Here is a 22,530-nt window from a genome sequence, read left to right as displayed (position 1 = left end):
GACGCAGATTTGCCGGGCGGCGCATTGGCCCGATCCGCCTGGCAGCCGCCATCGACGCGGCTGACTCCCGCCCACTGGGGGTGGCCGCTCGCCCGGGCGCTCGGTAAGATGCGCGAAGCGGTGCGCCGAACCTGGCGGGCCGCACGAACTTCCTCGGATATTCCGTGCGCTCATGCAAATCGACTGGCTCAGCCTCGGCACTCTGATCGGCGCGGCTCACGTGCTCGGCGTGATCGCCGCCTGTCATGCGATCCTGAATACCCGGACGTCGCAAGGCGCGATCGCGTGGGCGGTATCGTTGACGGCGATGCCTTATCTGACGCTGATCCCGTATCTGTTCCTCGGCCGCAGCAAGTTTTCGGGCTACGTCGACGCACGCCGCCAGGAAACCGCGGCGCTGCGCACGCGCACGCATCCGATGCCATGGGACGCAGCGCACCCGATGCCCGGCCTGCCTCACGATGCGCTCGGTTCCGCGCGCGTGCGCGCGCTCACCCATCTGGGCGGAATGCCGTTTGTCGCCGGCAACGCGGTGCGCACGCTCGTCAACGGCGAAGCGACGTTTTCCGCGATTCTCGCCGCGATCGAAACCGCGCGCAGCTATGTGCTCGTGCAGTTCTTCATCATCCGCGACGACGCGCTCGGCGCAATGCTGCGCGACGCGCTGCTCGCGCGCGCCCAAGCCGGTGTGCGCTGCTATCTGCTGTACGACAGCATCGGCAGCTTCGACCTGCCGTCGCGCTATGTCGACGCGCTGCGCGACGGCGGCGTGGAAGTCCATCCGTTCGCGACCAACAAGCAGTTCGTCAACCGGTTCCAGCTCAATTTCCGTAATCACCGGAAAATCGTCGTCGTCGACGGCGAGTGCGCATTCGTCGGCGGTCACAACATCGGCACCGAATATCTCGGCGGCAATCCGCGGCTCTCGCCGTGGCGCGATACGCACATCGAAGTGCGTGGCCCCGCCGTTGCGCACATCCAATACGTGTTCGCCGAGGACTGGCACTGGGCGACACAGTCACTGCCGCCGCAGGCGCCGCCGCCCGCGCCCGTGCCCGGCGCGCGGATGCACTGCCTCGTCGTGCCGATGGGTCCAGCCGACAAGCAGGAGACGGGCTCGCTGTTCTTTGCGGAGGCGATCAACGCGGCTCGCGAGCGCATCTGGATCACGACGCCCTATCTCGTGCCCGACGAAGCGGTGATTTCCGCGCTCAAGCTCGCGGTGATGCGCGGCGTCGACGTGCGGATCCTGATTCCGAGCCGGCGCGACCACTATGTCGTGTTCGAGGCATCGAAGCTGTACGCGCGCGATCTGATCGACGCCGGCGTGAAGATCTTCCGCTACCGGCCCGGTTTCCTGCACCAGAAGGTTGTGCTGATCGACCACACCGCGGCCGCGGTCGGCAGCGCGAATCTCGACAACCGGTCGTTCCGGCTCAATTTCGAAATCATGGTGCTGGTTCTCGACGACGGTTTCGCGGCCGAAGTCGAAGCGATGCTCGACCGCGACTTCGCGGACGCATTCGAAGTCAGTCTCGACGAATACCGGCGCTCGCCTGCGTGGCGGCGCGTCGCGATGCACGTTGCGCGGCTGTTCGCGCCGATTCTGTAGCGATTGAAACGCCCGCGCGCGACGCGCGCGCAAGCCGGCTGCGCGAACCGGCTCGCATGGCACCCCGATGCGCGGGGCCGGGCGTCACACGCCGGTGTGCCGCCCGGCGGCTCACCGCATCACAGCAACTTCTCGACGTCCGCCGCCAATTCCTCCGGCTTCGTCGACGGCGCATAGCGCTTGACGATCTCGCCGTCGCGGTTCACGAGAAACTTCGTGAAGTTCCACTTGATCGACTTGAGCCCCAGAATGCCGGGCGCTTCGTTCGTCAGATAGCGATAAAGCGGGTGCGCGTGGTCGCCGTTGACGTCGATCTTCGCGAACATCGGGAACGTCACGCCGTAGTTCCTTTCGCAAAACGCGCCGATCTGCGCGGCATCGCCCGGCTCCTGCTTGCCGAACTGATTGCAAGGAAAACCGAGCACGACGAGCCCGCGCTCGCGAAAGCGATCGTAGAGCTGCTGCAAGCCGGCATATTGCGGCGTGAAGCCGCATTGGCTCGCGGTGTTGACGATGAGGAGCACCTTGCCCCGGTATTGCTCCAACTGCACGTCGCCGCCTTCGAGCGTCTGCGCGCTGAATGAATAGAGTGTCGACATCGACGCATTCCTCCGTGCCCCAATAGGGCGTTGCCGTTCGCGAAAGTCTAGGCCAATTCGACGCCGCACGCGAACCCGGCCTTTCGGACGATCCCTCCCACGCGACGCGCAGTCTAGAATACGGCTTTCCCGAGCTTTTCGAGCCTGCCCCGCCGTGATCCGTTTCAATCAGTTCAGCCTTGCCCGCGGCACGAAGCCGCTGTTCGACACGACGTCGTTTGTGCTTAACCCCGGCGAAAAAGCCGGCTTGGTCGGCGCGAACGGCGCGGGCAAATCGACACTCTTCGCCGTATTACGCGGCGAGCTGCACTCGGACGCGGGCGATTGCTCGATGCCGCCGTCATGGCGCATCGCGCACGTGTCGCAGGAAACTCCCGCCGTCGATCGCACCGCGCTCGACTACACGCTCGACGGCGACGCCGCGCTGCGTGCGATCGAGGCGCGCATCGCCTCGGCCGCCGCCGCGCACGACGGCGCGGCCGAGGCGGAAGCGCACGCGGCGTTCGCCGACGCCGACGGCTATACCGCGCCTGCACGCGCCGAGGCACTGCTGCTTGGGCTCGGCTTCACGCTCGCGCAAACGCGCGAGCCGGTCGCCAGCTTCTCGGGCGGTTGGCGCATGCGTCTGAACCTCGCGCAGGCGCTGATGTGCCGCTCGGATCTGCTGCTGCTAGACGAGCCGACGAACCACCTGGATCTCGACGCGATCGTCTGGCTCGAAGATTGGCTGCACCGTTATGCGGGCACCCTCGTCGTCATCTCGCACGACCGCGAGTTTCTCGACGCGGTCTGCAATGTCACACTCCATCTCGACAACCGGCAGGTGAAGCGCTACGGCGGCAATTATTCGCAATTCGAAGTATTGCGCGCGCAGCAGCTCGAATTGCAGCAAAGCGCCTACGAAAAGCAGCGCAAGACGATCGCGCACCTGCAAAGCTTCATCGACCGCTTCAAGGCGAAGGCAACCAAAGCGAAACAGGCGCAAAGCCGCATGAAGGCGCTCGAAAAAATGGAGTTGATCGCGCCCGCGCACGTTGCATCGCCCTTTACGTTCGAGTTTCGCACGCCCGATTCCGCGCCGAACCCGATGCTGGTGATGGAGGACGTGCGTTGCGGCTATCGCGCGGACGATGGCAGCGAGATTCCAATCGTCGAGCGCGTCGCGCTGTCGATCCAGAACGGCCAGCGAATCGGCCTGCTCGGTGCGAACGGCCAAGGCAAATCGACGCTCATCAAGACGCTGGCTGGCACGCTCGCGCCACTTACGGGCGACGTGCGCACCGGCCGCGGGCTCACGATCGGCTACTTCGCGCAGCACCAGCTCGAGACGCTGCGCCCCGACGACTCCGCGCTCGCGCATCTCGCCCGCCTCGCGCCCGATACGCGCGAGCAGGAACTGCGCGATTTTCTCGGCAGTTTCAACTTCTCCGGCGACATGGCAACCGCGCCGATCGCACCGTTCTCGGGCGGCGAGAAGGCGCGGCTCGCGCTGGCACTCATCATCTGGCAAAAGCCGAACCTGCTGCTGCTGGACGAACCGACGAACCACCTCGACCTCGAGACGCGCCATGCGCTGACGATGGCTCTCGCGCAATTTGAAGGCACGCTGATTCTCGTGTCACACGATCGCCATCTGCTGCGCGCGACGACCGACCAGTTCATGCTGGTCGCGAAACACCGGTTGCAGCCGTTCGACGGCGATCTGGACGACTACCGAGATTGGCTGCTGCAACATGCCGCCGACATGCGCGCGGCCGCCAAGGGCGACGCGTCCGCCGCGGCGGAAGGCGGCACGCCCGCCGTCAACCGCAAAGACCAGAAACGGCAGGAGGCGCAAGCGCGGCAACAGCTCGCGCAACTGAAAAAGCCGCTGCAGACGCGCATCGCGAAAATCGAAAAGGCCATGGAACAGCTCCACGCCGAAAAAGCGACACTCGACGCCTACGTCGCCGATCCGGCAAGCTATGCGGCTGACCAAAAGACGCGGCTCACCGAAGCGATCCGCAAGCTCGGCGACGTCAATGCCCGTCTCGAGGCGCTCGAAGCCGACTGGCTCGGCGCGCAGGACGAACTCGAGAAGATCGGATAGCACGCGCGCAAAGAAGCGCTGGCGGCAACATGCGCGGGCCGCGCGAACAGCTGCGAGATAACGGGCGCGATTCGTGGCGTTTGCGCCAAACAGCCCGATCCCGGATTCGCGGCTCACACCGCACGCGCCGATGCAACGGCAATCCGGCTCGGCCCCGCGTGAGTCGCCGGGGGCATGGCTTATACCGACGTATTGACAGGCACTTTTCGCCATGTGGCGCCGGCATTGTATTTCCGCCCTGCATGAGCGGCAGCGCTCGATCGAGCGGCGACGCGCGGGTATAAAAAATGCCGCGCATCGCGCCTGCGCGCATCACGCTCAGCGCCGCGGCAACGTATCGCGTGGCATTTGCTCGTCGTCGCCCATCAAATGACGGCGGCCTTCGAGCGGCCGGCGGATCATCGCCGCGACTTCCGCTTCGGTCACATTCACGTGGGCGACGCGGCGCGCGATCCGCCCATCCGTGCCGACCCATTCGACGATCCGGCAGCCTCCTCCCCATGGCGCGCCGATCGGCTCGGATACACGGCAGCCTCGAACCTTGTAGGTGCGCATCGGCGCACTTGCTTGACGAGATCGTTTCAACACAGCCTTCCTTTTCCGCGAGATGCGGCAGACAACTCGCGCAAGCATAGAAAGAAATCGACTGGAAAAAGGTTACGCAAACGTACCAAAACGTTACATCGTTTTACGATCTCGATCGTGAAACGCGACGGACGCCGGCTAATCGGCCGGCTGCGGCGCGGCCGGCGCACGCGCTCACTCGAGCGTGCGGATTTGATCGATTGCCTGCTCGATGCGCTCCACCGCCAGCACGCGCAGCCCGTCGATCGGCTGTTTCGGCGCATTCGCCTTCGGAATCAGCGCGGCCGTGAAGCCGAGCTTCGCCGCTTCGCGCAAGCGCTCCTGCCCACGCGGCGACGGGCGGATTTCGCCCGCGAGCCCCACTTCACCGAATACGACCAGCCCTTTCGGCAACGGTTTGTTACGCATCGACGAATGAATCGCGAGCAGCACCGCGAGATCGGCAGCGGGCTCGGTGATCTTGACGCCGCCCACCGCGTTCAGGAATACGTCCTGATCGAAGCACGCGATGCCCGCATGCCGATGCAGCACCGCGAGCAGCATCGCGAGCCGGTTCTGCTCGAGGCCGACCGCGAGCCGTCGCGGATTCGGCACGTTCGCGGTGTCGACGAGCGCCTGCACCTCGACGAGCAGCGGCCGCGTGCCCTCCTGCGTGACGAGCACGCACGAGCCCGCCACGATCTCCGTATGCTGCGACAGAAAAAGCGCGGATGGATTCGCGACACCGCGCAGGCCGCGCTCGGTCATCGCGAACACGCCAAGCTCGTTGACCGCGCCGAAGCGGTTCTTGAACGCGCGCACCAGCCGGAACGACGAATGCGTGTCGCCCTCGAAGTACAGCACGGTATCGACGATGTGTTCGAGCACGCGCGGACCCGCGAGATTGCCCTCCTTCGTCACGTGTCCGACCATGATGATCGCAGTGCCGGATTGCTTGGCGATACGCGTCAGGTGCGCCGCGCATTCGCGCACCTGTGCGACCGAGCCGGGCGCCGAGGTCAACGCGTCCGAATAGATCGTCTGGATCGAATCGACGACCGCGACCTCGGGCCGCTCGGCGTCGATCGCCGCCTGAATTTTTTCCAGCTGAATTTCGGCAAGCAGCTTCAGGTCGGCAACGCTCGCGCCGCCGTCGAGCAGCGCAAGCCGCTGCGCGCGCAATGCGATCTGCGCCCCCGATTCCTCGCCGCTGATATAGAGTGCGGGCCGCTCGCTCGCGATCTGCGCGAGCGATTGCAGCAGCAGCGTCGATTTGCCGATGCCCGGATCGCCGCCGATCAGCACGACGCCGCCCGCCACGAGCCCGCCGCCCAGCACCCGGTCGAACTCGCCGATGCCGGTCGACAGGCGCGGCACGTCGGCCGCCTCGATCTCGGCAAGCCGCTGTACCGGCGCGCGCTTGGCAAGCGACTGGAAGCGATGCGCGGACGCCGGCGTGTCCAGCGATTCGACCAGCGTGTTCCATGCGTGGCACGACGGGCACTGCCCTTGCCACTTCGGCGTCTGCCCGCCGCATTCGGTGCAGACGAAAACCGTTTTCTGTTTTGCCACGCGCTTCTATCCTTTTCTGCTTTTTTATTCCGCGCGCACCGGCACGCGCGGCGCGACCGCGCACATCAGCTCGTAGCCGACCGTCTGGCAATGCGCGGCGACGTCGTCGATCGCGAGCGCCTCGCCCCACAGCTCGACGCGCGCGCCGATGCCCGCCTGCGGCACGGGCGTCAGGTCGACGGTGAGCATGTCCATCGACACACGCCCGACGATCGTCGTAAGCACGCCGTCGACGACGACCGGCGTGCCTTCGGACGCGATCCGCGGATAGCCGTCCGCGTAGCCGCACGCGACGACGCCGATGCGCATCTTGCCCTGCGCGACGAACCGCGATCCGTAGCCCACCGTCTGCCCCTTCGCAAGCGTTTGCACCGCGATCAGCTCGGAGGCGAGCGTCATCGCAGGCTTCAGGCCCTGCGTGGCGATGTCGGCCGCGCGCCCCGACGGCGATGCGCCGTACAAGACGATGCCGGGGCGTACCCAGTCGAAATGCGTCGACGGGTGCCAGAGCACCGCCGCCGAATTCGCGAAGCTGCGCGCGCCGGCAATTCCTTGCGCGCCGTGCTCGAACGTCGCGACCTGCTCGGCCACGCCGCGCTCGCTGTCGGCGTCCGAAAAATGGGTCATCAACGTGATCTGTCCGATGCCGGGGCACGCGCGCGCACGCTCCCACGCGGCGCGGAACTTTTCCGGCACGTAGCCGAGCCGGTTCATGCCGCTGTTCATCTTGAGCTGAATATTGACGGGTTTCGACAGTCGCGCAGTTTCGAGCATGCGCATCTGGTCGTCGTTGTGCACCGCGGTCGTCAAACTGTAGCGGTCGATCACGTCGATATCGGTCGAACGGAAAAATCCCTCCAGCAACAGGATCGGCCCCGCCCAGCCCAGCTCGCGCAGCTTCACGGCCTCGTCGAGATCGAGCAGGCCGAAGCCGTCGGTGCCGCGCAGCCCCGGAAAGACTCGCGCCAGGCCGTGCCCGTATGCATTTGCCTTGACGATCGCCCAAACCTTGGAGCGAGGCGCGTGGCGACGCACCACCGAAAGATTATTCGCAAGAGCGGCGGTATGAATCGTGGCGGAAATCGGTCGCGGCATATGAAGGAGAATTCGTAAAGACGCTTGCTAATCATCAGCTTATCGTGCTTTTTGGGCGCAATGCCGACAATAAGCGGAACGATCGGGGAATCTTGCTAGTCCGAATTGACGTATTTTCGTGATATAAAGCCGTGCGCACAACCCATTTCGAGGAATCGAATCCGATTGCACGGCCCACGCGCGGCCGAGCCGCCGCGAGGAAAGCATCGCTTCAGATGAAAAAAGGTTTTTACTCCATCATGGCCGCGCAGTTTTTCTCGTCGTTGGCCGACAGCGCTCTTCTCATCGCCGCAATCGCCCTGCTCAAAGATCTGCACGCGCCCAACTGGATGGTGCCGCTCCTCAAGTTGTTCTTTGTGCTGTCCTACGTGGTGCTCGCCGCGTTCGTCGGCGCATTCGCCGATTCGCGGCCCAAAGGGCGCGTGATGTTCATCACCAATTCGATCAAGGTCGGCGGTTGCCTGCTGATGCTGTTCGGCGCTCATCCGCTCGTCGCATATGGAATCGTCGGCTTCGGCGCGGCCGCGTATTCGCCGGCGAAGTACGGCATCCTGACCGAACTGCTGCCGCCCGAGCGGCTCGTGGCCGCGAACGGCTGGATCGAGGGCACGACAGTCAGCTCGATCATCCTCGGCACCGTGCTGGGCGGCGCGCTGATCAGCCCGAAGATCGCGCCGCACGTGATCGCGTATACGCCGCAGTCGATCAACACACCCGCCGAAGCCGCGATGCTCGTCATCATGGCGATCTACGTGATAGCCGCGCTCTTCAACCTGCGCATTCCCGACACCGGCGCCCGCTATCCGAAGCAGCAGCACGGCCCGATCAAGCTCGTCACGGAATTTGCCGATTGTTTCATGGCGCTCTGGCGCGACAAGCTCGGGCAGATCTCGCTCGCCGTCACGACGCTCTTCTGGGGCGCGGGCGCGACCCTGCAGTTCATCGTGCTCAAGTGGGCCGAAGTGTCGCTCGGCATGTCGCTCTCGGAAGGCGCGCTGCTGCAGGCCGTCGTGGCACTCGGCGTCGCGGCGGGCGCAATGATCGCGGCGAGCCGCATTCCGCTGCGCAAATCGCTGTCCGTGCTGCCCGTCGGCATCATCATGGGCATCGCGGTGATGCTGATGGCGTTCTACACGCGCCACCTGATTCCCGCCGACTGGGTGTTACGCATCGGCCATCACGTGCACCTGCCTGTCTACCTGTTGATCGCCTATGTGTTCCTGGTGTTCGTCGGCGCGCTGTCCGGCTTTTTCGTCGTGCCGATGAATGCGCTGCTGCAGCATCGCGGGCACGTGCTGCTGTCGGCCGGGCATTCGATCGCGGTACAGAATTTTAACGAGAATCTGTCCGTGCTCGTGATGCTGTGCATTTATGCGGCGCTCGTGTGGCTCGACGTGTCGGTGAGCGTCGTGATCGTGCTGTTCGGCACGTTCGTCTGCCTGACGATGTGGCTGGTGATGCGGCTGCACATCGCGAACCAGCGCCGCTTCGACTCGGTTTCGCTGATCGGCGAATCGAAACACTGACGCGCGGCGAGCGGCGCGGGCGGCCGGTTCACGCCGCTCGCCGCCGGTTCGGATTCGCCGTAGACTGCCCCTGTTGCCCGCTCGAATTTTTCACGCGCCCATGAGCGTACCGATTCCCAACGCGCTGACGATCGCCGGCTCGGACTCCGGCGGCGGTGCCGGCATCCAGGCCGACCTGAAGACATTCTCCGCACTCGGCGCATACGGCGCGAGCGTCATCACCGCGCTGACCGCGCAAAACACCCGTGGCGTGACGGATGTGCATGCGTCCGATGCGGGCTTTGTCGCGGCCCAGCTCGACGCCGTATTCGACGACATCCGCATCGACGCGGTGAAGATCGGGATGCTCGCGAATGCGCCGATCGTGCGCGCGGTCGCGGCGGCACTCACCCGTCATGCTCCGCCGCATGTCGTGCTCGATACGGTGATGATCTCGAAGAGTGCTCATTCTCTGCTGGCGCCGCAAGCGGTCGATGCGCTGCGTGCGGAGCTGCTGCCGCTTGCCGATCTCGTCACGCCGAACCTGCCGGAAGCCGCGGCGTTGCTTGGCGTCGCGGCCGCGACGACCGAGGACGAGATGGTGCGCCAGGGCGAAGCGCTTGTCGCGCGCGGCGCGAAAGCGGTGCTGATGAAGGGCGGGCACCTCGGCAGCCGGGACGAAAGCCCTGACTGGCTGGTCCACGCGAACGGCGCGCAACGGTTCGCCGGTCCGCGGCTGCCGGCCGCCAATACGCACGGCACGGGCTGCACGCTGTCGTCGGCGATCGCCGCGCTGCTGCCGCAGCGCGCGACGCTTGCCGACGCTATCGCCGATGCGAAACGCTATCTGACCGGCGCCATCGACGCGAACGGACGGCTCGATGTCGGCCACGGCGTCGGGCCAGTGCATCATTTCTATCGGTGGTGGTGAGCGGCAAGCGGCGTTGATGATGCCCGTTGGCGAGGCCGAGGGGCCGAGGGTCAGCGAATCAACAGAAGATGATCCGCCGTGCGACATCCGTCGCGCCAACGCGCACTCCGCACGGCAGCGTCTGTCGCCTGCGTCGTCGAATCAACGCCCGGCGAACGCCGCCGCGCGCTCCGGCCAGCCGTCGGGCACGATGAAGCCGCGCACCGTCTCGCGCCATACGGCATCGTGGTCACGCACGAGCCCGGCCACGAGCGCCGGGCCCGGCAGTTCGGCGGCTTGCGCCAGCATCGCGTCGGCATCGAGCAACGCGTTTTGCCCGCACGCCGCCGAAGCGTCGTCGATCACGCGCGGCGCGAGCCATGCGAGGCGTGGCAACAGCATCCAGCGGGCATCCGGGCATTGCTCGGCGCCAAATGCCGGCCATTCATCACGGGTGATCCAGAATCCACGCGGATGGCCTGCTTCGACTTCGAGCGGATCGCGAATCGCTGGCCACCCGAAGGCTGTCAACGACGCGCAAGCAGCCGGCCGACCACTCGCGTTCGGACGCGCGCAAACCGCATCGCCGGCAGCTGCGCCAGACGTCATCGCCGCCCCGTCCGCCAGCCCGCCGCGCACCGGATAGAACAGCCAGCCTTTCACGAGCATCTGCGCGCGCCATGGCCCCGGATGACCGAGCGACGCAAACTCGTCGCGCGTGGTCAGCCGCAACTGATGATCGATGAGGCGCGCATATTTCAGATCGAATCGATCGGCCAGATTCGGCCCGACGAAACTGGCAAGCGATGCCGCGCCCGAGGCCGCGACGCACAAATAGTATTTGACCGCGAGTTCCCAATGCAGGCGCTCGCCGCTCGCGGTCTCGACCAGAAAATCGCATTCGCCGAGCGTGAGACCGTTACGGCGCAACGGCAGATTCGCGGCGACGAGCGTGAGCGACGGCGCATGCTGCACGAAATAGCCGAGCAGGCATTCGGCATAGCGGCCAAGGCGCACCGGCCGCGCCTGCGCGAGCGCGGCATGCAGCGGCTCCGGATGCGCATCGAGCGCGGCCAGCCACGCTGCCGCGGCGGCCGGATCGGCGCCGCTCGCCCATGGCTGCGCGAGCGGCGCGTGCGCCGACGGCGCGACGAGGCTCACGCTCGACAGCAGCCACGCGAGATCGCGCACGGCCGCGTCGCGCAACCGCTTCAGCGGCACGGGCGACGCGGCGGCACTCATTGCGCATCGGCGTCGGACGCGGCGCTGCGGTAAGTGTCGCGCGCGAGGCACAAATCGGCCCAGGCCTTCGATTTGTCCTGCAAGCTGCGCAGCAAATACGCCGGGTGATACGTGACGATCACCGGCACGCCTTCATATCGATGCACGCGCCCGCGCAGCGATGCAATGCTCGCATCACTCTTGAGAAGCGTCTGCGCGGCGAAGCGGCCGAGCGCGACGATCAGCTTCGGCCTCACCAGCGCGACCTGCCGCTGCAGATACGGCTCGCAGCGCGTGACTTCGTCCGGCTCGGGATTGCGGTTACCGGGCGGACGGCATTTGATGACGTTCGCGATATAAACGTTTTCGCCGCGCGCGAGCGACAGCGCTTGCAGCATGTTGTCGAGCAGCTTGCCGGCTTGGCCGACAAACGGCTCGCCCTGTTTGTCCTCGTTCTCGCCAGGCGCTTCGCCGACGAGCATCCAATCGGCGCTTTCGTCGCCGACGCCGAATACCGTGTTGGTGCGCTTCTCGCACAGGCGACAGCGCCGGCAATCGGCCACGCGCGCGCGCAGCGCATCCCAGCCGAGCGCGGCAACCGGCGCCTGCGACGCCGCCGGCCCGGCAGGCAGTGCGCCAACGTCCGGCAATGCCGGCTCGAGCACCGGTTCGAGATCGAACCACGACATATCCGTGTCCGGCTCGACCGCCGTCGCGCGCTCGGAGGCAACCGGATCACCGGGGCTATCCGCGCTATCCGGATCGCCGTCGTCCAATGCTCCACGAGCCACGCGCGGCGACGCATCCGACGATTCGACACCGCGATCGGCCGCGCCCGATTGCGCGGCGGCTGCGCCGCGGTGTGCAATCGAAGCCGGCGCGAGCGCCGCGTCTTCGCGTCGAGCCGCCCGCGGCGCATCACCATGCGCATCCGGCAACGTCGCATGCCGTGCCGTGTGCGCCGCGTCTGCCTCGGGCGAATGCGCAGCGCCGTCGTGCACGCCCGGCGCATTTTCAAGCCCGCGCGCCGCCTCGCGCCGATCTGCCGATCCCGGCGCGAACTCATCCGCGCGCGCCTGCATCGCGGCGGCCTGCGACGCCGGCGCAGCCTGTGCTCCGGAAATCGATGCCAAGCCGTCCGGCGGCTGCGTCGCGGATGCGGATTCGGCCGCTTGCCCGGACGCCGGCCGCGCCACCTGCTCGCCGTGCGCGCGCCGCACCCATGCGGGCGCCAAGCCCAACTCTTCAAGCGCCGCGTCAGCCCATCCCATGTGCGTCTCCTTCGTTCGTCAATGCGAGACGCATCACGATCGCGTCTTCCCGGCCGCGATGCTTCGCCGGATAGTAGTTCCTGCGCCGCCCGACCGATTCGAAACCAAAGCGCTCGTACAAATGAATCGCCCGCGGATTCGACGGCCGCACCTCCAGCAACACGCCGCCGAGCCGCTCGGCGCGCGTGATCCGCACCGCTTCGCGCAGCAATGCGAGCCCCGCGCCGGAGCGCTGCGCAGCGGGCGCGACGCATAGATTCAGCAGATGCATCTCATCGACGACAGGCATCAGCATGCAATAACCGACAAGCACGCCCGTCACATGCCGCATGCAGACGCCGAAATAGCCGTTGCGCAGCGAATCCTCGAAATTGCCGCGCGTCCACGGAAATTCATAGGCAGCCCGTTCGACCTCGACGACTTCATCGAGGTCCGCGTCCGTCATCGGCAACAGATAGCGGTCGGTCATCAGCACGCCGCTCATCCGCCGTCTCCGTGCGCGCGCGGCGCGAGCTTGCCGGCGAGGCGCTCCGCCGTGGTCTGCGCGACCTTGTCGCGCACGTATAAGGGCGCCGCGAGATCGGCCGGCACGGTGCGCGCCGCGCGATACGCACGAAGCGCGACATGCGCGAGCGGCACGGCATGCGGCAGCGCGTGCGCGTCGATCGCGCCGGCTTGCGCGCACGCGGGCAAACGCTCGCCGAACGCGGCCGCCGCGTTGCCGGCAAGCACGAAGCGCGCATCGGGCACACGTACTTCGGCGGGCGCGTCGAGGGACGGCGGCACGATCTCGCGCCAATCGCCCGCCGCGTCATCCCACGCATAATCGGCCCAGTAGACCTCGTCCATGCGCGCATCGAGCGCGGCGAGCACTCGCGTCACGCCGCCGGCCGCTTCGCCCGCGTTCAGCCGCGCGGCTTCCGCGCACGCGACGAGCGTGCCGACCGGCACGACGGGCAGCGCACGCCCGAACGCAAGCCCTTGCGCGATGCCCGTCGCGGTGCGCAGCCCGGTAAACGAGCCCGGCCCCGCGCCGAACGCGATCGCATCGCACGCGGCGAGCGGATATCCCGCTTCGTCGAGCACATCGCGCACGGCCGGCAGCACACGGGTACTGGACACCGCCCCCGTGCGCTCGTGGCGAGCCCAGGTTTGGATGGAACAGGCGTCGGCGGCGTCGGCCGCGACGAGGAGCGCGACCGAGCAGAACTCGGTCGACGTATCGATAGCGAGAAGCACTGTTTGCGTCATGGCCGACATTGTAATGCGACGCCCCGCCGGCACGGGCGACTCCGGCCGGTCAGGCATGCGGTTTCGCGCCGGCGGCGGTTTGGAAGAAACGCTCGAGCCGCCGCCCGCCCCCGCTTGCTAAGATCGCCGGATTGGAAAAACCAGCCTGCAACCTGACGGAGACACACATGAGCGACATCACCGCCCAATTCGAACAAGCGCAGATCGACGTGAAGCAACTGACCGAGCGTCCCGGCAACCTGACACTGCTGCGCCTGTATGCGCTCTTCAAGCAAGCGACCGACGGCGACGTGCATGGCGACAAACCCGGCTTCACCGACATCGTCGGCAAGTACAAGTACGATGCATGGGAAGCGTTGAAAGGCACCACGCAGGACGATGCGAAGAAGCAGTACATCGAACTCGTCGAATCGCTGAAGAACGGCACCGCATCCTGATGCCGCCCCCCCGGCGCGTGACGCGACAGCCCCCGCCGCACGCGGGGGCCATCGCGTCACGCGGTGCACGCGATCACAGGCTGGCGCGGCGCAGCAAAAAATTGTACAATGCGTGCTGCGCATCGCGTCGAGCGGATGACCGGCCAGCCCGGGCGCCCTCGCCGCCAGCGTTCCATAGCGTTTCGCTCCAATTCAGTTTAGAACCTGTCCCTTCCTGCGTAGCCCAAACGGGCTGTCAAGTCTCAGGCTGGCGGCATGCGCAGCCGATGCGCGCCGCACCCAAAACAGCTTCTAACGAAATGTTGCCCGCACACGAAAGCGCGCGGGCAATCGCCACGTTTCCCGATTTGCTCGATGAATCCGTCAACTTGGGTATGCGCGATTGGCGCGACGTTCGACCCACCGTGTTTCAAGGATTGACATGACTTCGAGCAACCCCATCAGCCCGCTGACCGCCATCGCGAACGACGTGATCGACGGCCAGACGCCCGCCCAGACTGACGCCGCGCCGCAAGCGCCAGCCGTCGACGGCCCCACCTTCGCTTCGCTCGGGCTGTCGCCGGAAATCGTCTCGGCACTGCAAGCGGCCGGCTACGTGAAGCCGACGCCGGTGCAGGAACGCGCGATTCCGGCCGGCATCGCAGGCCGCGACCTGCTCGTGTCGAGCCCGACGGGTTCCGGTAAGACCGCCGCGTTCATGCTGCCCGCGATCGAGCGCTTCGCGCAGCTTCAAAAGGCGCAGGCGCAGCAGCCGCGCGCGCCCCGCGAAGACTCGCCGCGCAACGGCGAGCGCCGCCGCCGGCCGATGCCGGTCGCGCGCCCCGGCCTGCTCGTGCTCACGCCGACGCGCGAGCTTGCGATGCAAGTGACGACGGCCGCGTCGACTTACGGCAAGCATCTGCGCCGCCTGCGCACTGTCAGCATTCTCGGCGGCGTCGCCTACGGCCAGCAGCTCATGCTGCTCGCGAAGAACCCTGAGATCCTGGTCGCAACGCCGGGCCGCCTGCTCGATCACCTCGAGCGCGGCCGCATCGATCTGTCCGAGCTGAAGATGCTCGTGCTCGACGAGGCCGACCGGATGCTCGACATGGGCTTCATCGACGATATCGAAACGATCGTCGCGGCGACGCCGGCGTCACGCCAGACGATGCTGTTCTCGGCCACGCTCGATGGCAAGATTGGCTCGCTGACGAGCCGTCTGCTGACCGACCCGGAGCGCATCGAGATTACGCAGAAGATCGAATCGCGCACGAACATTGCGCAGAGCGTGCATTACGTCGACGACCGCGACCACAAGAACCGCCTGCTCGATCATCTGCTGCGCGACGTCTCGCTCGACCAGGCGATCATCTTCACCGCGACGAAGCTCGACGCCGACGAACTGGCCGGCCGCCTCGCCGACGCGGGCTTCGAGTCGGCCGCGCTGCACGGCGATCTGCCGCAGGGCGCGCGCAACCGGACGATCCGCGCACTGCGCGAGCGCCGCGTGCGCGTGCTCGTCGCGACCGATGTCGCCGCGCGCGGGATCGACATTCCCGGCATCACGCACGTATTCAACTACGACCTGCCGAAGTTCGCCGAGGACTACGTGCACCGGATCGGCCGCACCGGCCGCGCGGGCCGCTCGGGCACCGCGGTGAGCCTCGTGCATCACGCCGAGCAAGGCGCGCTCAAGCGCATCGAGCGCTTCGTGCGGGCGTCGCTGCCGGTCAATGTCGTCGCGGGCTTCGAGCCGCGCAAGGCGCCGCCGCCGCGCAACGACCGCGGCGGACGCGGCCGGCCGGGCGGCAATGGCAACGGTGCTCGCCGCTTCGGCGGCAAGCCGGGCAGCGGCCGTGACGGCAATAGCGGCTGGGGCGGCAAGCCGGGCGGCAGCCGCGACGGCGGTTACCGTGGCGCGCGGCGCAGCGAAGGCCGCAGCGAAGGCCCGCGCGGCCCGCGACGCGGCAATTCGGCAGCCTGACCGATTGCTTGCCGGCCAGCCCGTGAGAACGGGCTGGCTTTCCCTTCTTGCGAACCGGCGCTTTTGCGCCGGTTTTTGTTTGCACCCGGAATTTCACGATGCGAAAAAATCTTTTGCGTCGTAAAAAGCCATGCTGCGTGGCACAACCCAAGCCATTGCAGGATAGGAAACTACATTCCTCAATATGAAATATAAAAAATAAATTGCTGATTTATATAGGATAAATTTTTTTCAAACATGTGAAAAAGCCCCTGTTTCGACGCCGCCGATTTGCCTAGACTCTTATACAAGACTTAACGAACCGGGGCGCCCGCCGCCCCCGCCGGTTCACCCATCATCATCACGGCTACGACCAACAAGGAGCATTCATCATGGCAACGCGTCAACAACAAGCTCAGGAACTGCAACAACAATGGGAAGCCGATGCGCGCTGGAAAGGCATCAAGCGCGCGTACACGGCCGAAGACGTCGTGCGTCTGCGCGGCTCGATCCAGCCCGAGCATACGCTCGCTCGCCGCGGCGCCGAGAAGCTGTGGAGCCTCATCAACGAAGAGCCGTTCGTCAACGCGCTCGGCGCGCTGACCGGCAACCAGGCAATGCAGCAGGTCAAGGCCGGCCTGAAGGCGATCTATCTGTCGGGCTGGCAAGTCGCGGGCGACGCGAACGTCGCGGGCGAAATGTACCCGGACCAATCGCTGTATCCGGCGAACTCGGTGCCGCTCGTCGTCAAGCGCATCAACAACACGCTGACGCGCGCCGACCAGATCCAATGGTCGGAAGGCAAAAACCCGGGTGATGAAGGCTATGTCGACTTCTTCGCGCCGATCGTCGCGGACGCCGAAGCAGGCTTCGGCGGCGTGCTGAACGCGTTCGAGCTGATGAAGGCGATGATCGAGGCCGGCGCATCGGGCGTTCACTTCGAAGACCAGCTCGCATCGGTGAAAAAGTGCGGCCACATGGGCGGCAAGGTGCTCGTGCCAACCCGCGAAGCCGTGGCCAAGCTCACCGCCGCGCGTCTCGCGGCCGACGTGCTCGGCGTGCCGACCGTGCTGGTCGCGCGCACCGACGCGGAAGCGGCTGACCTCATCACGTCGGACATCGACGACAACGACAAGCCGTTCCTGACGGGCGAGCGCACGGTGGAAGGCTTCTTCCGCACGAAGCCGGGCCTCGAGCAGGCGATTTCGCGCGGTCTCGCGTATGCGCCATACGCCGACCTGATCTGGTGCGAAACCGGCAAGCCGGATCTCGAATACGCGAAGAAGTTCGCCGAAGCGATCCACAAGCAGTTCCCGGGCAAGCTGCTGTCGTACAACTGCTCGCCGTCGTTCAACTGGAAGAAGAACCTCGACGACGCGACGATCGCGAAGTTCCAGAAGGAACTCGGCGCGATGGGCTACAAGTTCCAGTTCATCACGCTGGCCGGCTTCCATGCGCTGAACTACTCGATGTTCAACCTCGCGCACGGCTATGCACGCACGCAGATGAGCGCGTTCGTCGAATTGCAGCAAGCCGAGTTCGCGGCGGCTGACAAGGGCTTCACGGCGGTCAAACACCAGCGCGAAGTCGGCACGGGCTACTTCGACGCGGTCACGCAGACGGTCGAGCGCGAAGCGTCGACGACCGCGCTGCACGGCTCGACCGAAGACGAGCAGTTCTTCGACGGTCAAAAGGCCGAAAAGGTCGCCTGAGCCTGACGTTGCTTTGCCCCGGCGGCGGCGCATACCGCGTCACGGGCGCGGCGGGCGACGCCGCCCGGTGGCCGCCCGGCGGGGTCATCCAGCCGGGGGAGTACTGCCCGCCAGACGTCCGCGCGCTGCCACGCGGACGCCCGGGTTCAGTGGCTGACATCGAACGCCGCTGACGGCAAACGCACCACGCCCGGCTTCGCATCGGTTCGCGGGCGACACGTGGAATCAAAGCCCGCGCGGCTGCGCCGGCCGCATCGTACCCAACCGGGCTGGACGCTCAAGCGCCCGGTTTGCCCGGCATGCAGTTGCCCTCTGAGCCGGGCGGCACGCCAGCCCTTCATCCCGGCGTGAGGCCGGTGCGCAACCCACAGCGCGGCGCGCCGCCGCCCGCTCATATGCGTGCGTTCGACGCTGCCTGCCGCAAACGTCACGCAAACCCTATCGATAGACGATCACGGGAATCTTCGTATGAGTCAGCACACGCTGCGTCTCGCTGCCGATCAACAGGCTGCCGAGCCCGCGCCGGCCGTGCGACGCCATGAAGATCACGTCGCAGCCGCCGCGCTGCGCCGCTTCGATGATGCCGAGATATGGCGACGGATGCACGCTCGTACACGACTCGCAAACCACGCCCGCGCGCCGCGCGGCATCTTCCACCTCAGCCAGATGCGCGCGCGCCTCGCGTTCGCTGCGCTCGCGAAAATCGGCGGGAGGCTCGATCACCATTTCGGAAAACGGCGAATACGGATACTGCGGCAGACACGCATAGGCGGTCACGCGTGCGCCGACCGTCTGCGCAAGATCGATCGCGCCGTCAATCGCCTTTTTCGACAGATCGGAACCGTCCGTCGGAACCAGAATGTGCTTGAACATGGCGGCCTCCGTCAGCAACCGTTGTGCGGCCGGCCGCGCTCACGTCCGCAGCCCGCCGCCGCCCTTCGACGCGCGCGGCGCACAGCCGGCCGTGCGAACCCGCCCGCGCCTGCACCAGGTAACTTGATTGTAGTGCGCGAAAACGCCGCGCCGGGCGCCGCGTCGGGTTCGCCCTCATATCGCATGCGCGCGTCAGCCCCAATAACCGGGCTGCTCGTAGGTGTGCTTCACGAAATCGAGAAACAGCCGGACCCTCAACGGCAGATGCCGGCGCTGCGGAAAGACCGCGTGTATGCCGATCGGCGGCGCGGCGAACGCATCGAGCACGGTCACGAGCCGCCCCGCCGCGATATCCGCGCCGACCTCCCACCACGAGCGCCACGCGAGACCGTGGCCGTCGAGGCACCATTCGTGCAGCACCGCGCCGTCGGAGCATTCCATCATGCCGGCCACGCGAATCGATACGATCTTGCCGTCGTCGGCGAAAGTCCAGCCGCGCTGCTGGTTCGCATTCGCGGCGAGTGCGAGACAGTTGTGGCGCGCAAGATCGGCCAGCGTCTGCGGCACGCCCGCGCGCGCCAGATACACGGGCGACGCGACGCACACGCGCCGGTTCTCGCCGAGCTTGAGCGACACGAGCGACGAATCGGGCAGCTCGCCCAGACGTACCGCGCAATCGAAGCCTTCGTTGACGAGATCGACCATCCGGTCGGACAAATCGAGCGTGACCGACACGTCCGGATGCGCATCGCAAAATGCCGGCACGAGCGGCGCGACGTGACGCCGGCCAAAGCCCGCGGGCGCCGATACGCGCAAATGCCCGCTCGCCTTCACGCCGCCCGCCGATACGCTCGCCTCGGCGTTGTGCATGTCGTGGATGATCCGCTGGCAATCCTCGAGAAACGCGGAACCTTCGAACGTCAGCGTGAGCTTGCGGGTCGTGCGCACGAGGAGTTTCACGCCGAGCCGCTCCTCAAGCGCATCGAGCCTGCGCCCGATGATCGCGGGCGCGACCCCTTCGGCGTGCGCCGCCGCCGACAGGCTGCCTTTTGCCGCAACAGCGGCAAACGTCTCGATTTGCTTGAAGCGATCCATGCCGCGCACGAACGGCGCGAGCCGTCCGGCCTGTTGATGGGTTGAAAAAGGATGAAAACGATGAAACCGAGCCAGATTAGTGATGCAAAAGTAAAAGATCAAGTGATGATTATTGTCTTTTTAAGTGCAAGCGATCACGAATAGAATCGATTCAGTTTCTGATTGCGGAGCACAATCCGATGTCCGACGCTCAGCCCGTTTTCCCGAAGGCCGTCTTGTTCGACGCCTACGGCACGCTGTTCGACGTGCATGCGGTCGTCGCGGCCGCCGAGCAGATGTTTCCCGGCCGAGGAGAGGCGCTATCGCAACTCTGGCGGCGCAAGCAGCTCGAATATTCGCAACTGCGCACGCTTGCCGATCCGGGCGGCGGACGCTACAAGCCGTTCTGGGAGCTGACACTCGACGCCTTGCGCTTTGCCGCGCGCGCGCTCGGCCTGACGCTGGCCGCTGTCGCGGAAAAGCGGCTGATGGATGAGTACGCGTGCCTGTCGACCTATCCGGACACCGTGCCGACATTGCGCGCGCTGCGCGCGCGCACGAGCCCGCCGAAACTGGCGATCCTGTCCAACGGCAATCCGCAGATGCTCGACATCGCGATCAAGAGCGCCGGTATGAGCGGGCTGTTCGATCGCGTGCTGTCGGTCGACGCGGTGCGCGCGTACAAGCCGTCGCCCGCCGCCTACGCACTCGGCACGGCCGCGTTCGGCGCCATGCCGGCCGATATCGTGTTCGTTTCGTCGAACGGCTGGGACGCTGCGGGCGCCGGCTGGTTCGGCTACCGGACGTTCTGGCTCAACCGCGCGGGCGCGCCGGCCGAGGAACTCGGCTTGCCGAGCGCCGGCACCGGCGCCGGCATGGCCGATCTGCTCGCGTTCATCGACACGCTGACCGCGGCCCCGAAGCCCGCAAGCCGCGCGCGCGCGGCGCCGGGCGACGCCGCATAGCGCGCGCTATGCGGCGCGGCCATGCCCCATTTTCATGACTGACTGACCGACCAAGGAGAAACGCATGACCACGACGCTGAAACTGCCGCAAGGCATGGCGATCACGGGCGAGATTCAACCCGGCTATGAAGCGATCCTGACGCCCGACGCGCTCGCGCTCGTCGCGCAATTGCATCGCCAGTTCGAGCCGCGCCGCCGCGAGTTGCTGGCCGCACGCGCCGCGCGCACCCAGCGCCTGGACGCAGGTGAGCATCCGGACTTCCTCGCCGAAACGAAGGCGGTCCGCGAAGGCGACTGGAAGGTCGCCGCGCTGCCGGCCGATCTGCAATGCCGCCGCGTCGAGATCACCGGCCCCGTCGAGCGCAAGATGATCATCAACGCGCTGAACTCGGGCGCCGATTCGTACATGACGGACTTCGAGGATTCGAACGCACCGAGCTGGACGAACCAGATCGACGGCCAGATCAATCTGAAGGACGCGGTACGCCGCACCATCTCGCTCGAACAGAATGGCAAGTCGTACAAACTGAACGACAAGATCGCCACGCTGATCGTGCGTCCGCGTGGCTGGCACCTCGACGAGAAGCACGTGACGGTCGACGGCCAGCGCGTGTCCGGCGGCATCTTCGACTTCGCGCTGTACCTGTTCCACAACGCGAAGGAACTGATCGCGCGCGGCTCGGGACCGTACTTTTATCTGCCCAAGATGGAAAGCCATCTCGAAGCGCGGCTCTGGAACGATATCTTCGTCGCCGCGCAGGAAGCCGTCGGCATTCCACGCGGCACGATTCGCGCGACCGTGCTGATCGAGACGATCCTCGCCGCGTTTGAAATGGACGAAATCCTGTACGAACTGCGCGAACACAGCTCGGGCCTGAACGCCGGCCGCTGGGATTACATTTTCTCGGCGATCAAGAAATTCAAGAACGACCGCGACTTCTGCCTTGCCGATCGCGCGAAGATCACGATGACCGTGCCGTTCATGCGCGCGTATGCACTGCTGCTGCTGAAAACCTGCCACAAGCGCCAAGCGCCGGCAATCGGCGGGATGAGCGCGCTGATTCCGATCAAAAACGATCCGCAAGCGAACGAGCGCGCGATGGCCGGCGTGCGCGCGGACAAGGCGCGCGACGCGGGCGACGGCTACGACGGCGGCTGGGTCGCGCATCCGGGGCTCGTGCCGCTCGCGATGGAAGAGTTCGTCAAGGTGCTCGGCGACAAGCCGAACCAGATCGACAAGCAGCGCGACGACGTGCAGATCGAAGGCAAGAACCTGCTCGACTTCCAGCCGGAAGCGCCGATCACCGAGGCGGGCCTGCGCAACAACATCAACGTCGGCATCCACTATCTGGGCTCGTGGCTCGCGGGCAACGGCTGCGTGCCGATCCACAACCTGATGGAAGACGCGGCGACGGCCGAAATCTCGCGCTCGCAGGTGTGGCAATGGATCCGCTCGCCGAAGGGCGTGCTCGACGACGGCCGCAAGGTCACCGCCGAGCTGGTGCGCGAATACGCGAAAGCCGAACTCGACAACGTGAAGAACGTCATCACGGGCGACACAGCGCCATATGACCGCGCCGCGGCGATCTTCGAGCAGATGTCGACGTCGGAAAACTTCACCGAGTTCCTGACGCTGCCGCTGTACGAAGAAATCTAACGCGCGGAACGGCATCTCGGGCCGGCGGCGCAGCCGGTCCGCCGCAACGCGCGCATCCTTGATGGATGCGCGCTTTTTTTCATGCATGCACGATGTCGATCGCAAACGCTGACGTTTCTCGCGCGCCGCGGCAACGGTAATGACATCGACAAACGCACGCATATTGCGATCGGGCAGCCCG

General features: G+C 66.1%; 19 protein-coding genes. 9 read left to right on the top strand and 10 right to left on the bottom strand.

The features are described 5' to 3' along the window. Positions 1–172: 172 nt before the first annotated feature. Entirely contained in the window at positions 173–1,612 is a 1,440-nt protein-coding gene (gene cls / locus WS68_RS18965; protein ID WP_059572195.1) for a cardiolipin synthase, read from the top strand. A gap of 119 nt (positions 1,613–1,731) precedes the next feature. Here cls and WS68_RS18960 read toward each other — a convergent pair whose 3' ends face one another. After that, positions 1,732–2,211, bottom strand: coding sequence for a glutathione peroxidase (locus WS68_RS18960; RefSeq protein WP_059572194.1), 480 nt, complete (start codon positions 2,209–2,211; stop codon positions 1,732–1,734). Between the two features lie 154 nt (positions 2,212–2,365). Between WS68_RS18960 and WS68_RS18955 the strand changes: the two genes are divergently transcribed. Next, entirely contained in the window at positions 2,366–4,300 is a 1,935-nt protein-coding gene (locus tag WS68_RS18955) for an ATP-binding cassette domain-containing protein (protein WP_059572193.1), read from the top strand. A gap of 318 nt (positions 4,301–4,618) precedes the next feature. On the opposite strand, the gene WS68_RS18950 is transcribed toward WS68_RS18955, so the two are convergent. The 3 genes from WS68_RS18950 to alr all read right to left on the bottom strand — a co-directional run bounded on the left by WS68_RS18950 (position 4,619) and on the right by alr (position 7,531). Continuing rightward, a complete protein-coding gene (locus WS68_RS18950; RefSeq protein WP_231753063.1) occupies positions 4,619–4,885 on the bottom strand; it encodes a DUF2866 domain-containing protein in 267 nt (88 codons plus the stop codon). A gap of 174 nt (positions 4,886–5,059) precedes the next feature. Beyond that, the gene (radA, locus tag WS68_RS18945) at positions 5,060–6,436 is read right to left on the bottom strand and encodes a DNA repair protein RadA (RefSeq protein WP_059572192.1); all 1,377 of its coding nucleotides are present in this window, start codon (positions 6,434–6,436) and stop codon (positions 5,060–5,062) included. Between the two features lie 24 nt (positions 6,437–6,460). After that, a complete protein-coding gene (gene alr / locus WS68_RS18940; protein WP_059572191.1) occupies positions 6,461–7,531 on the bottom strand; it encodes an alanine racemase in 1,071 nt (356 codons plus the stop codon). 215 nt (positions 7,532–7,746) lie between these two features. Between alr and lplT the strand changes: the two genes are divergently transcribed. Beyond that, complete coding sequence (gene lplT, locus WS68_RS18935; protein ID WP_059572231.1) at positions 7,747–9,057, top strand: lysophospholipid transporter LplT; 1,311 nt, start codon at positions 7,747–7,749, stop codon at positions 9,055–9,057. Positions 9,058–9,157: 100 nt separating this feature from the next. Continuing rightward, positions 9,158–9,967: a bifunctional hydroxymethylpyrimidine kinase/phosphomethylpyrimidine kinase gene (gene thiD / locus WS68_RS18930; protein ID WP_059572190.1), complete on the top strand. Its 810-nt coding sequence runs from the start codon at positions 9,158–9,160 to the stop codon at positions 9,965–9,967. Between the two features lie 141 nt (positions 9,968–10,108). Here the strand turns inward: thiD and WS68_RS18925 are convergent, their stop codons facing one another. The 4 genes from WS68_RS18925 to tsaB are packed head-to-tail and all read right to left on the bottom strand — an operon-like array spanning position 10,109 to position 13,689. Beyond that, positions 10,109–11,188 (bottom strand): DUF1853 family protein, encoded by a 1,080-nt coding sequence (locus WS68_RS18925; RefSeq protein ID WP_059572189.1) that lies wholly within the window; start codon positions 11,186–11,188, stop codon positions 10,109–10,111. Further along, complete coding sequence (locus tag WS68_RS27840; RefSeq protein WP_059572188.1) at positions 11,185–12,438, bottom strand: uracil-DNA glycosylase family protein; 1,254 nt, start codon at positions 12,436–12,438, stop codon at positions 11,185–11,187. Before WS68_RS27840 ends, WS68_RS18925 begins: the two co-directional genes overlap by 4 nt. Beyond that, the gene (rimI, locus tag WS68_RS18915) at positions 12,425–12,922 is read right to left on the bottom strand and encodes a ribosomal protein S18-alanine N-acetyltransferase (protein ID WP_059572187.1); all 498 of its coding nucleotides are present in this window, start codon (positions 12,920–12,922) and stop codon (positions 12,425–12,427) included. Before rimI ends, WS68_RS27840 begins: the two co-directional genes overlap by 14 nt. After that, positions 12,919–13,689: a tRNA (adenosine(37)-N6)-threonylcarbamoyltransferase complex dimerization subunit type 1 TsaB gene (gene tsaB, locus WS68_RS18910; RefSeq protein WP_442857175.1), complete on the bottom strand. Its 771-nt coding sequence runs from the start codon at positions 13,687–13,689 to the stop codon at positions 12,919–12,921. Before tsaB ends, rimI begins: the two co-directional genes overlap by 4 nt. Before the next feature lie 167 nt (positions 13,690–13,856). On the opposite strand from tsaB, the gene WS68_RS18905 reads away from it, so the two are divergent. From WS68_RS18905 to aceA, 3 genes are all read left to right on the top strand, one after another. Continuing rightward, on the top strand, positions 13,857–14,126 hold the full coding sequence (locus WS68_RS18905) for an acyl-CoA-binding protein (RefSeq protein WP_059572186.1): 270 nt from the start codon (positions 13,857–13,859) through the stop codon (positions 14,124–14,126). A gap of 421 nt (positions 14,127–14,547) precedes the next feature. Continuing rightward, a complete protein-coding gene (locus WS68_RS18900; RefSeq protein WP_059572185.1) occupies positions 14,548–16,089 on the top strand; it encodes a DEAD/DEAH box helicase in 1,542 nt (513 codons plus the stop codon). A 371-nt stretch (positions 16,090–16,460) separates the two neighbouring features. After that, complete coding sequence (gene aceA, locus WS68_RS18895; RefSeq protein WP_059572184.1) at positions 16,461–17,780, top strand: isocitrate lyase; 1,320 nt, start codon at positions 16,461–16,463, stop codon at positions 17,778–17,780. A gap of 438 nt (positions 17,781–18,218) precedes the next feature. Here the strand turns inward: aceA and WS68_RS18885 are convergent, their stop codons facing one another. Both WS68_RS18885 and WS68_RS18880 read right to left on the bottom strand, forming a co-directional pair. Continuing rightward, positions 18,219–18,653 carry a universal stress protein gene (locus WS68_RS18885; RefSeq protein WP_059516783.1) on the bottom strand — a complete coding sequence of 145 codons (435 nt, stop codon included), beginning with the start codon at positions 18,651–18,653 and terminating at the stop codon, positions 18,219–18,221. A 192-nt stretch (positions 18,654–18,845) separates the two neighbouring features. Next, entirely contained in the window at positions 18,846–19,748 is a 903-nt protein-coding gene (locus WS68_RS18880; RefSeq protein WP_059572182.1) for a LysR family transcriptional regulator, read from the bottom strand. A 158-nt stretch (positions 19,749–19,906) separates the two neighbouring features. Here WS68_RS18880 and WS68_RS18875 point away from each other — a divergent pair, with 158 nt between their 5' ends. After that, positions 19,907–20,692 carry a haloacid dehalogenase type II gene (locus WS68_RS18875; RefSeq protein ID WP_059572181.1) on the top strand — a complete coding sequence of 262 codons (786 nt, stop codon included), beginning with the start codon at positions 19,907–19,909 and terminating at the stop codon, positions 20,690–20,692. Between the two features lie 64 nt (positions 20,693–20,756). Beyond that, on the top strand, positions 20,757–22,349 hold the full coding sequence (gene aceB / locus WS68_RS18870) for a malate synthase A (RefSeq protein WP_059572180.1): 1,593 nt from the start codon (positions 20,757–20,759) through the stop codon (positions 22,347–22,349). Positions 22,350–22,530 lie beyond the last annotated feature (181 nt).

Origin of the sequence: Burkholderia sp. TSV86, from assembly GCF_001522865.1 — a bacterium.
Classification (GTDB): Bacteria; Pseudomonadota; Gammaproteobacteria; order Burkholderiales; family Burkholderiaceae; genus Burkholderia.
This window is presented reverse-complemented; position numbering and strand designations above follow the sequence as displayed.

Excerpts from the sequence above, each read along its gene's own strand:
- cls (WP_059572195.1), top strand. The coding sequence starts at position 173 with ATGCAAATCGACTGGCTCAGCCTCGGCACTCTGATCGGCGCGGCTCAC.
- WS68_RS18960 (WP_059572194.1), bottom strand. The coding sequence starts at position 2,211 with ATGTCGACACTCTATTCATTCAGCGCGCAGACGCTCGAAGGCGGCGAC.
- alr (WP_059572191.1), bottom strand. The coding sequence starts at position 7,531 with ATGCCGCGACCGATTTCCGCCACGATTCATACCGCCGCTCTTGCGAAT.
- lplT (WP_059572231.1), top strand. The coding sequence starts at position 7,747 with ATGAAAAAAGGTTTTTACTCCATCATGGCCGCGCAGTTTTTCTCGTCG.
- thiD (WP_059572190.1), top strand. The coding sequence starts at position 9,158 with ATGAGCGTACCGATTCCCAACGCGCTGACGATCGCCGGCTCGGACTCC.
- WS68_RS18925 (WP_059572189.1), bottom strand. The coding sequence starts at position 11,188 with ATGAGTGCCGCCGCGTCGCCCGTGCCGCTGAAGCGGTTGCGCGACGCG.
- WS68_RS27840 (WP_059572188.1), bottom strand. The coding sequence starts at position 12,438 with ATGGGATGGGCTGACGCGGCGCTTGAAGAGTTGGGCTTGGCGCCCGCA.
- rimI (WP_059572187.1), bottom strand. The coding sequence starts at position 12,922 with ATGAGCGGCGTGCTGATGACCGACCGCTATCTGTTGCCGATGACGGAC.
- tsaB (WP_442857175.1), bottom strand. The coding sequence starts at position 13,689 with ATGACGCAAACAGTGCTTCTCGCTATCGATACGTCGACCGAGTTCTGC.
- WS68_RS18905 (WP_059572186.1), top strand. The coding sequence starts at position 13,857 with ATGAGCGACATCACCGCCCAATTCGAACAAGCGCAGATCGACGTGAAG.
- WS68_RS18900 (WP_059572185.1), top strand. The coding sequence starts at position 14,548 with ATGACTTCGAGCAACCCCATCAGCCCGCTGACCGCCATCGCGAACGAC.
- aceA (WP_059572184.1), top strand. The coding sequence starts at position 16,461 with ATGGCAACGCGTCAACAACAAGCTCAGGAACTGCAACAACAATGGGAA.
- WS68_RS18885 (WP_059516783.1), bottom strand. The coding sequence starts at position 18,653 with ATGTTCAAGCACATTCTGGTTCCGACGGACGGTTCCGATCTGTCGAAA.
- WS68_RS18880 (WP_059572182.1), bottom strand. The coding sequence starts at position 19,748 with ATGGATCGCTTCAAGCAAATCGAGACGTTTGCCGCTGTTGCGGCAAAA.
- aceB (WP_059572180.1), top strand. The coding sequence starts at position 20,757 with ATGACCACGACGCTGAAACTGCCGCAAGGCATGGCGATCACGGGCGAG.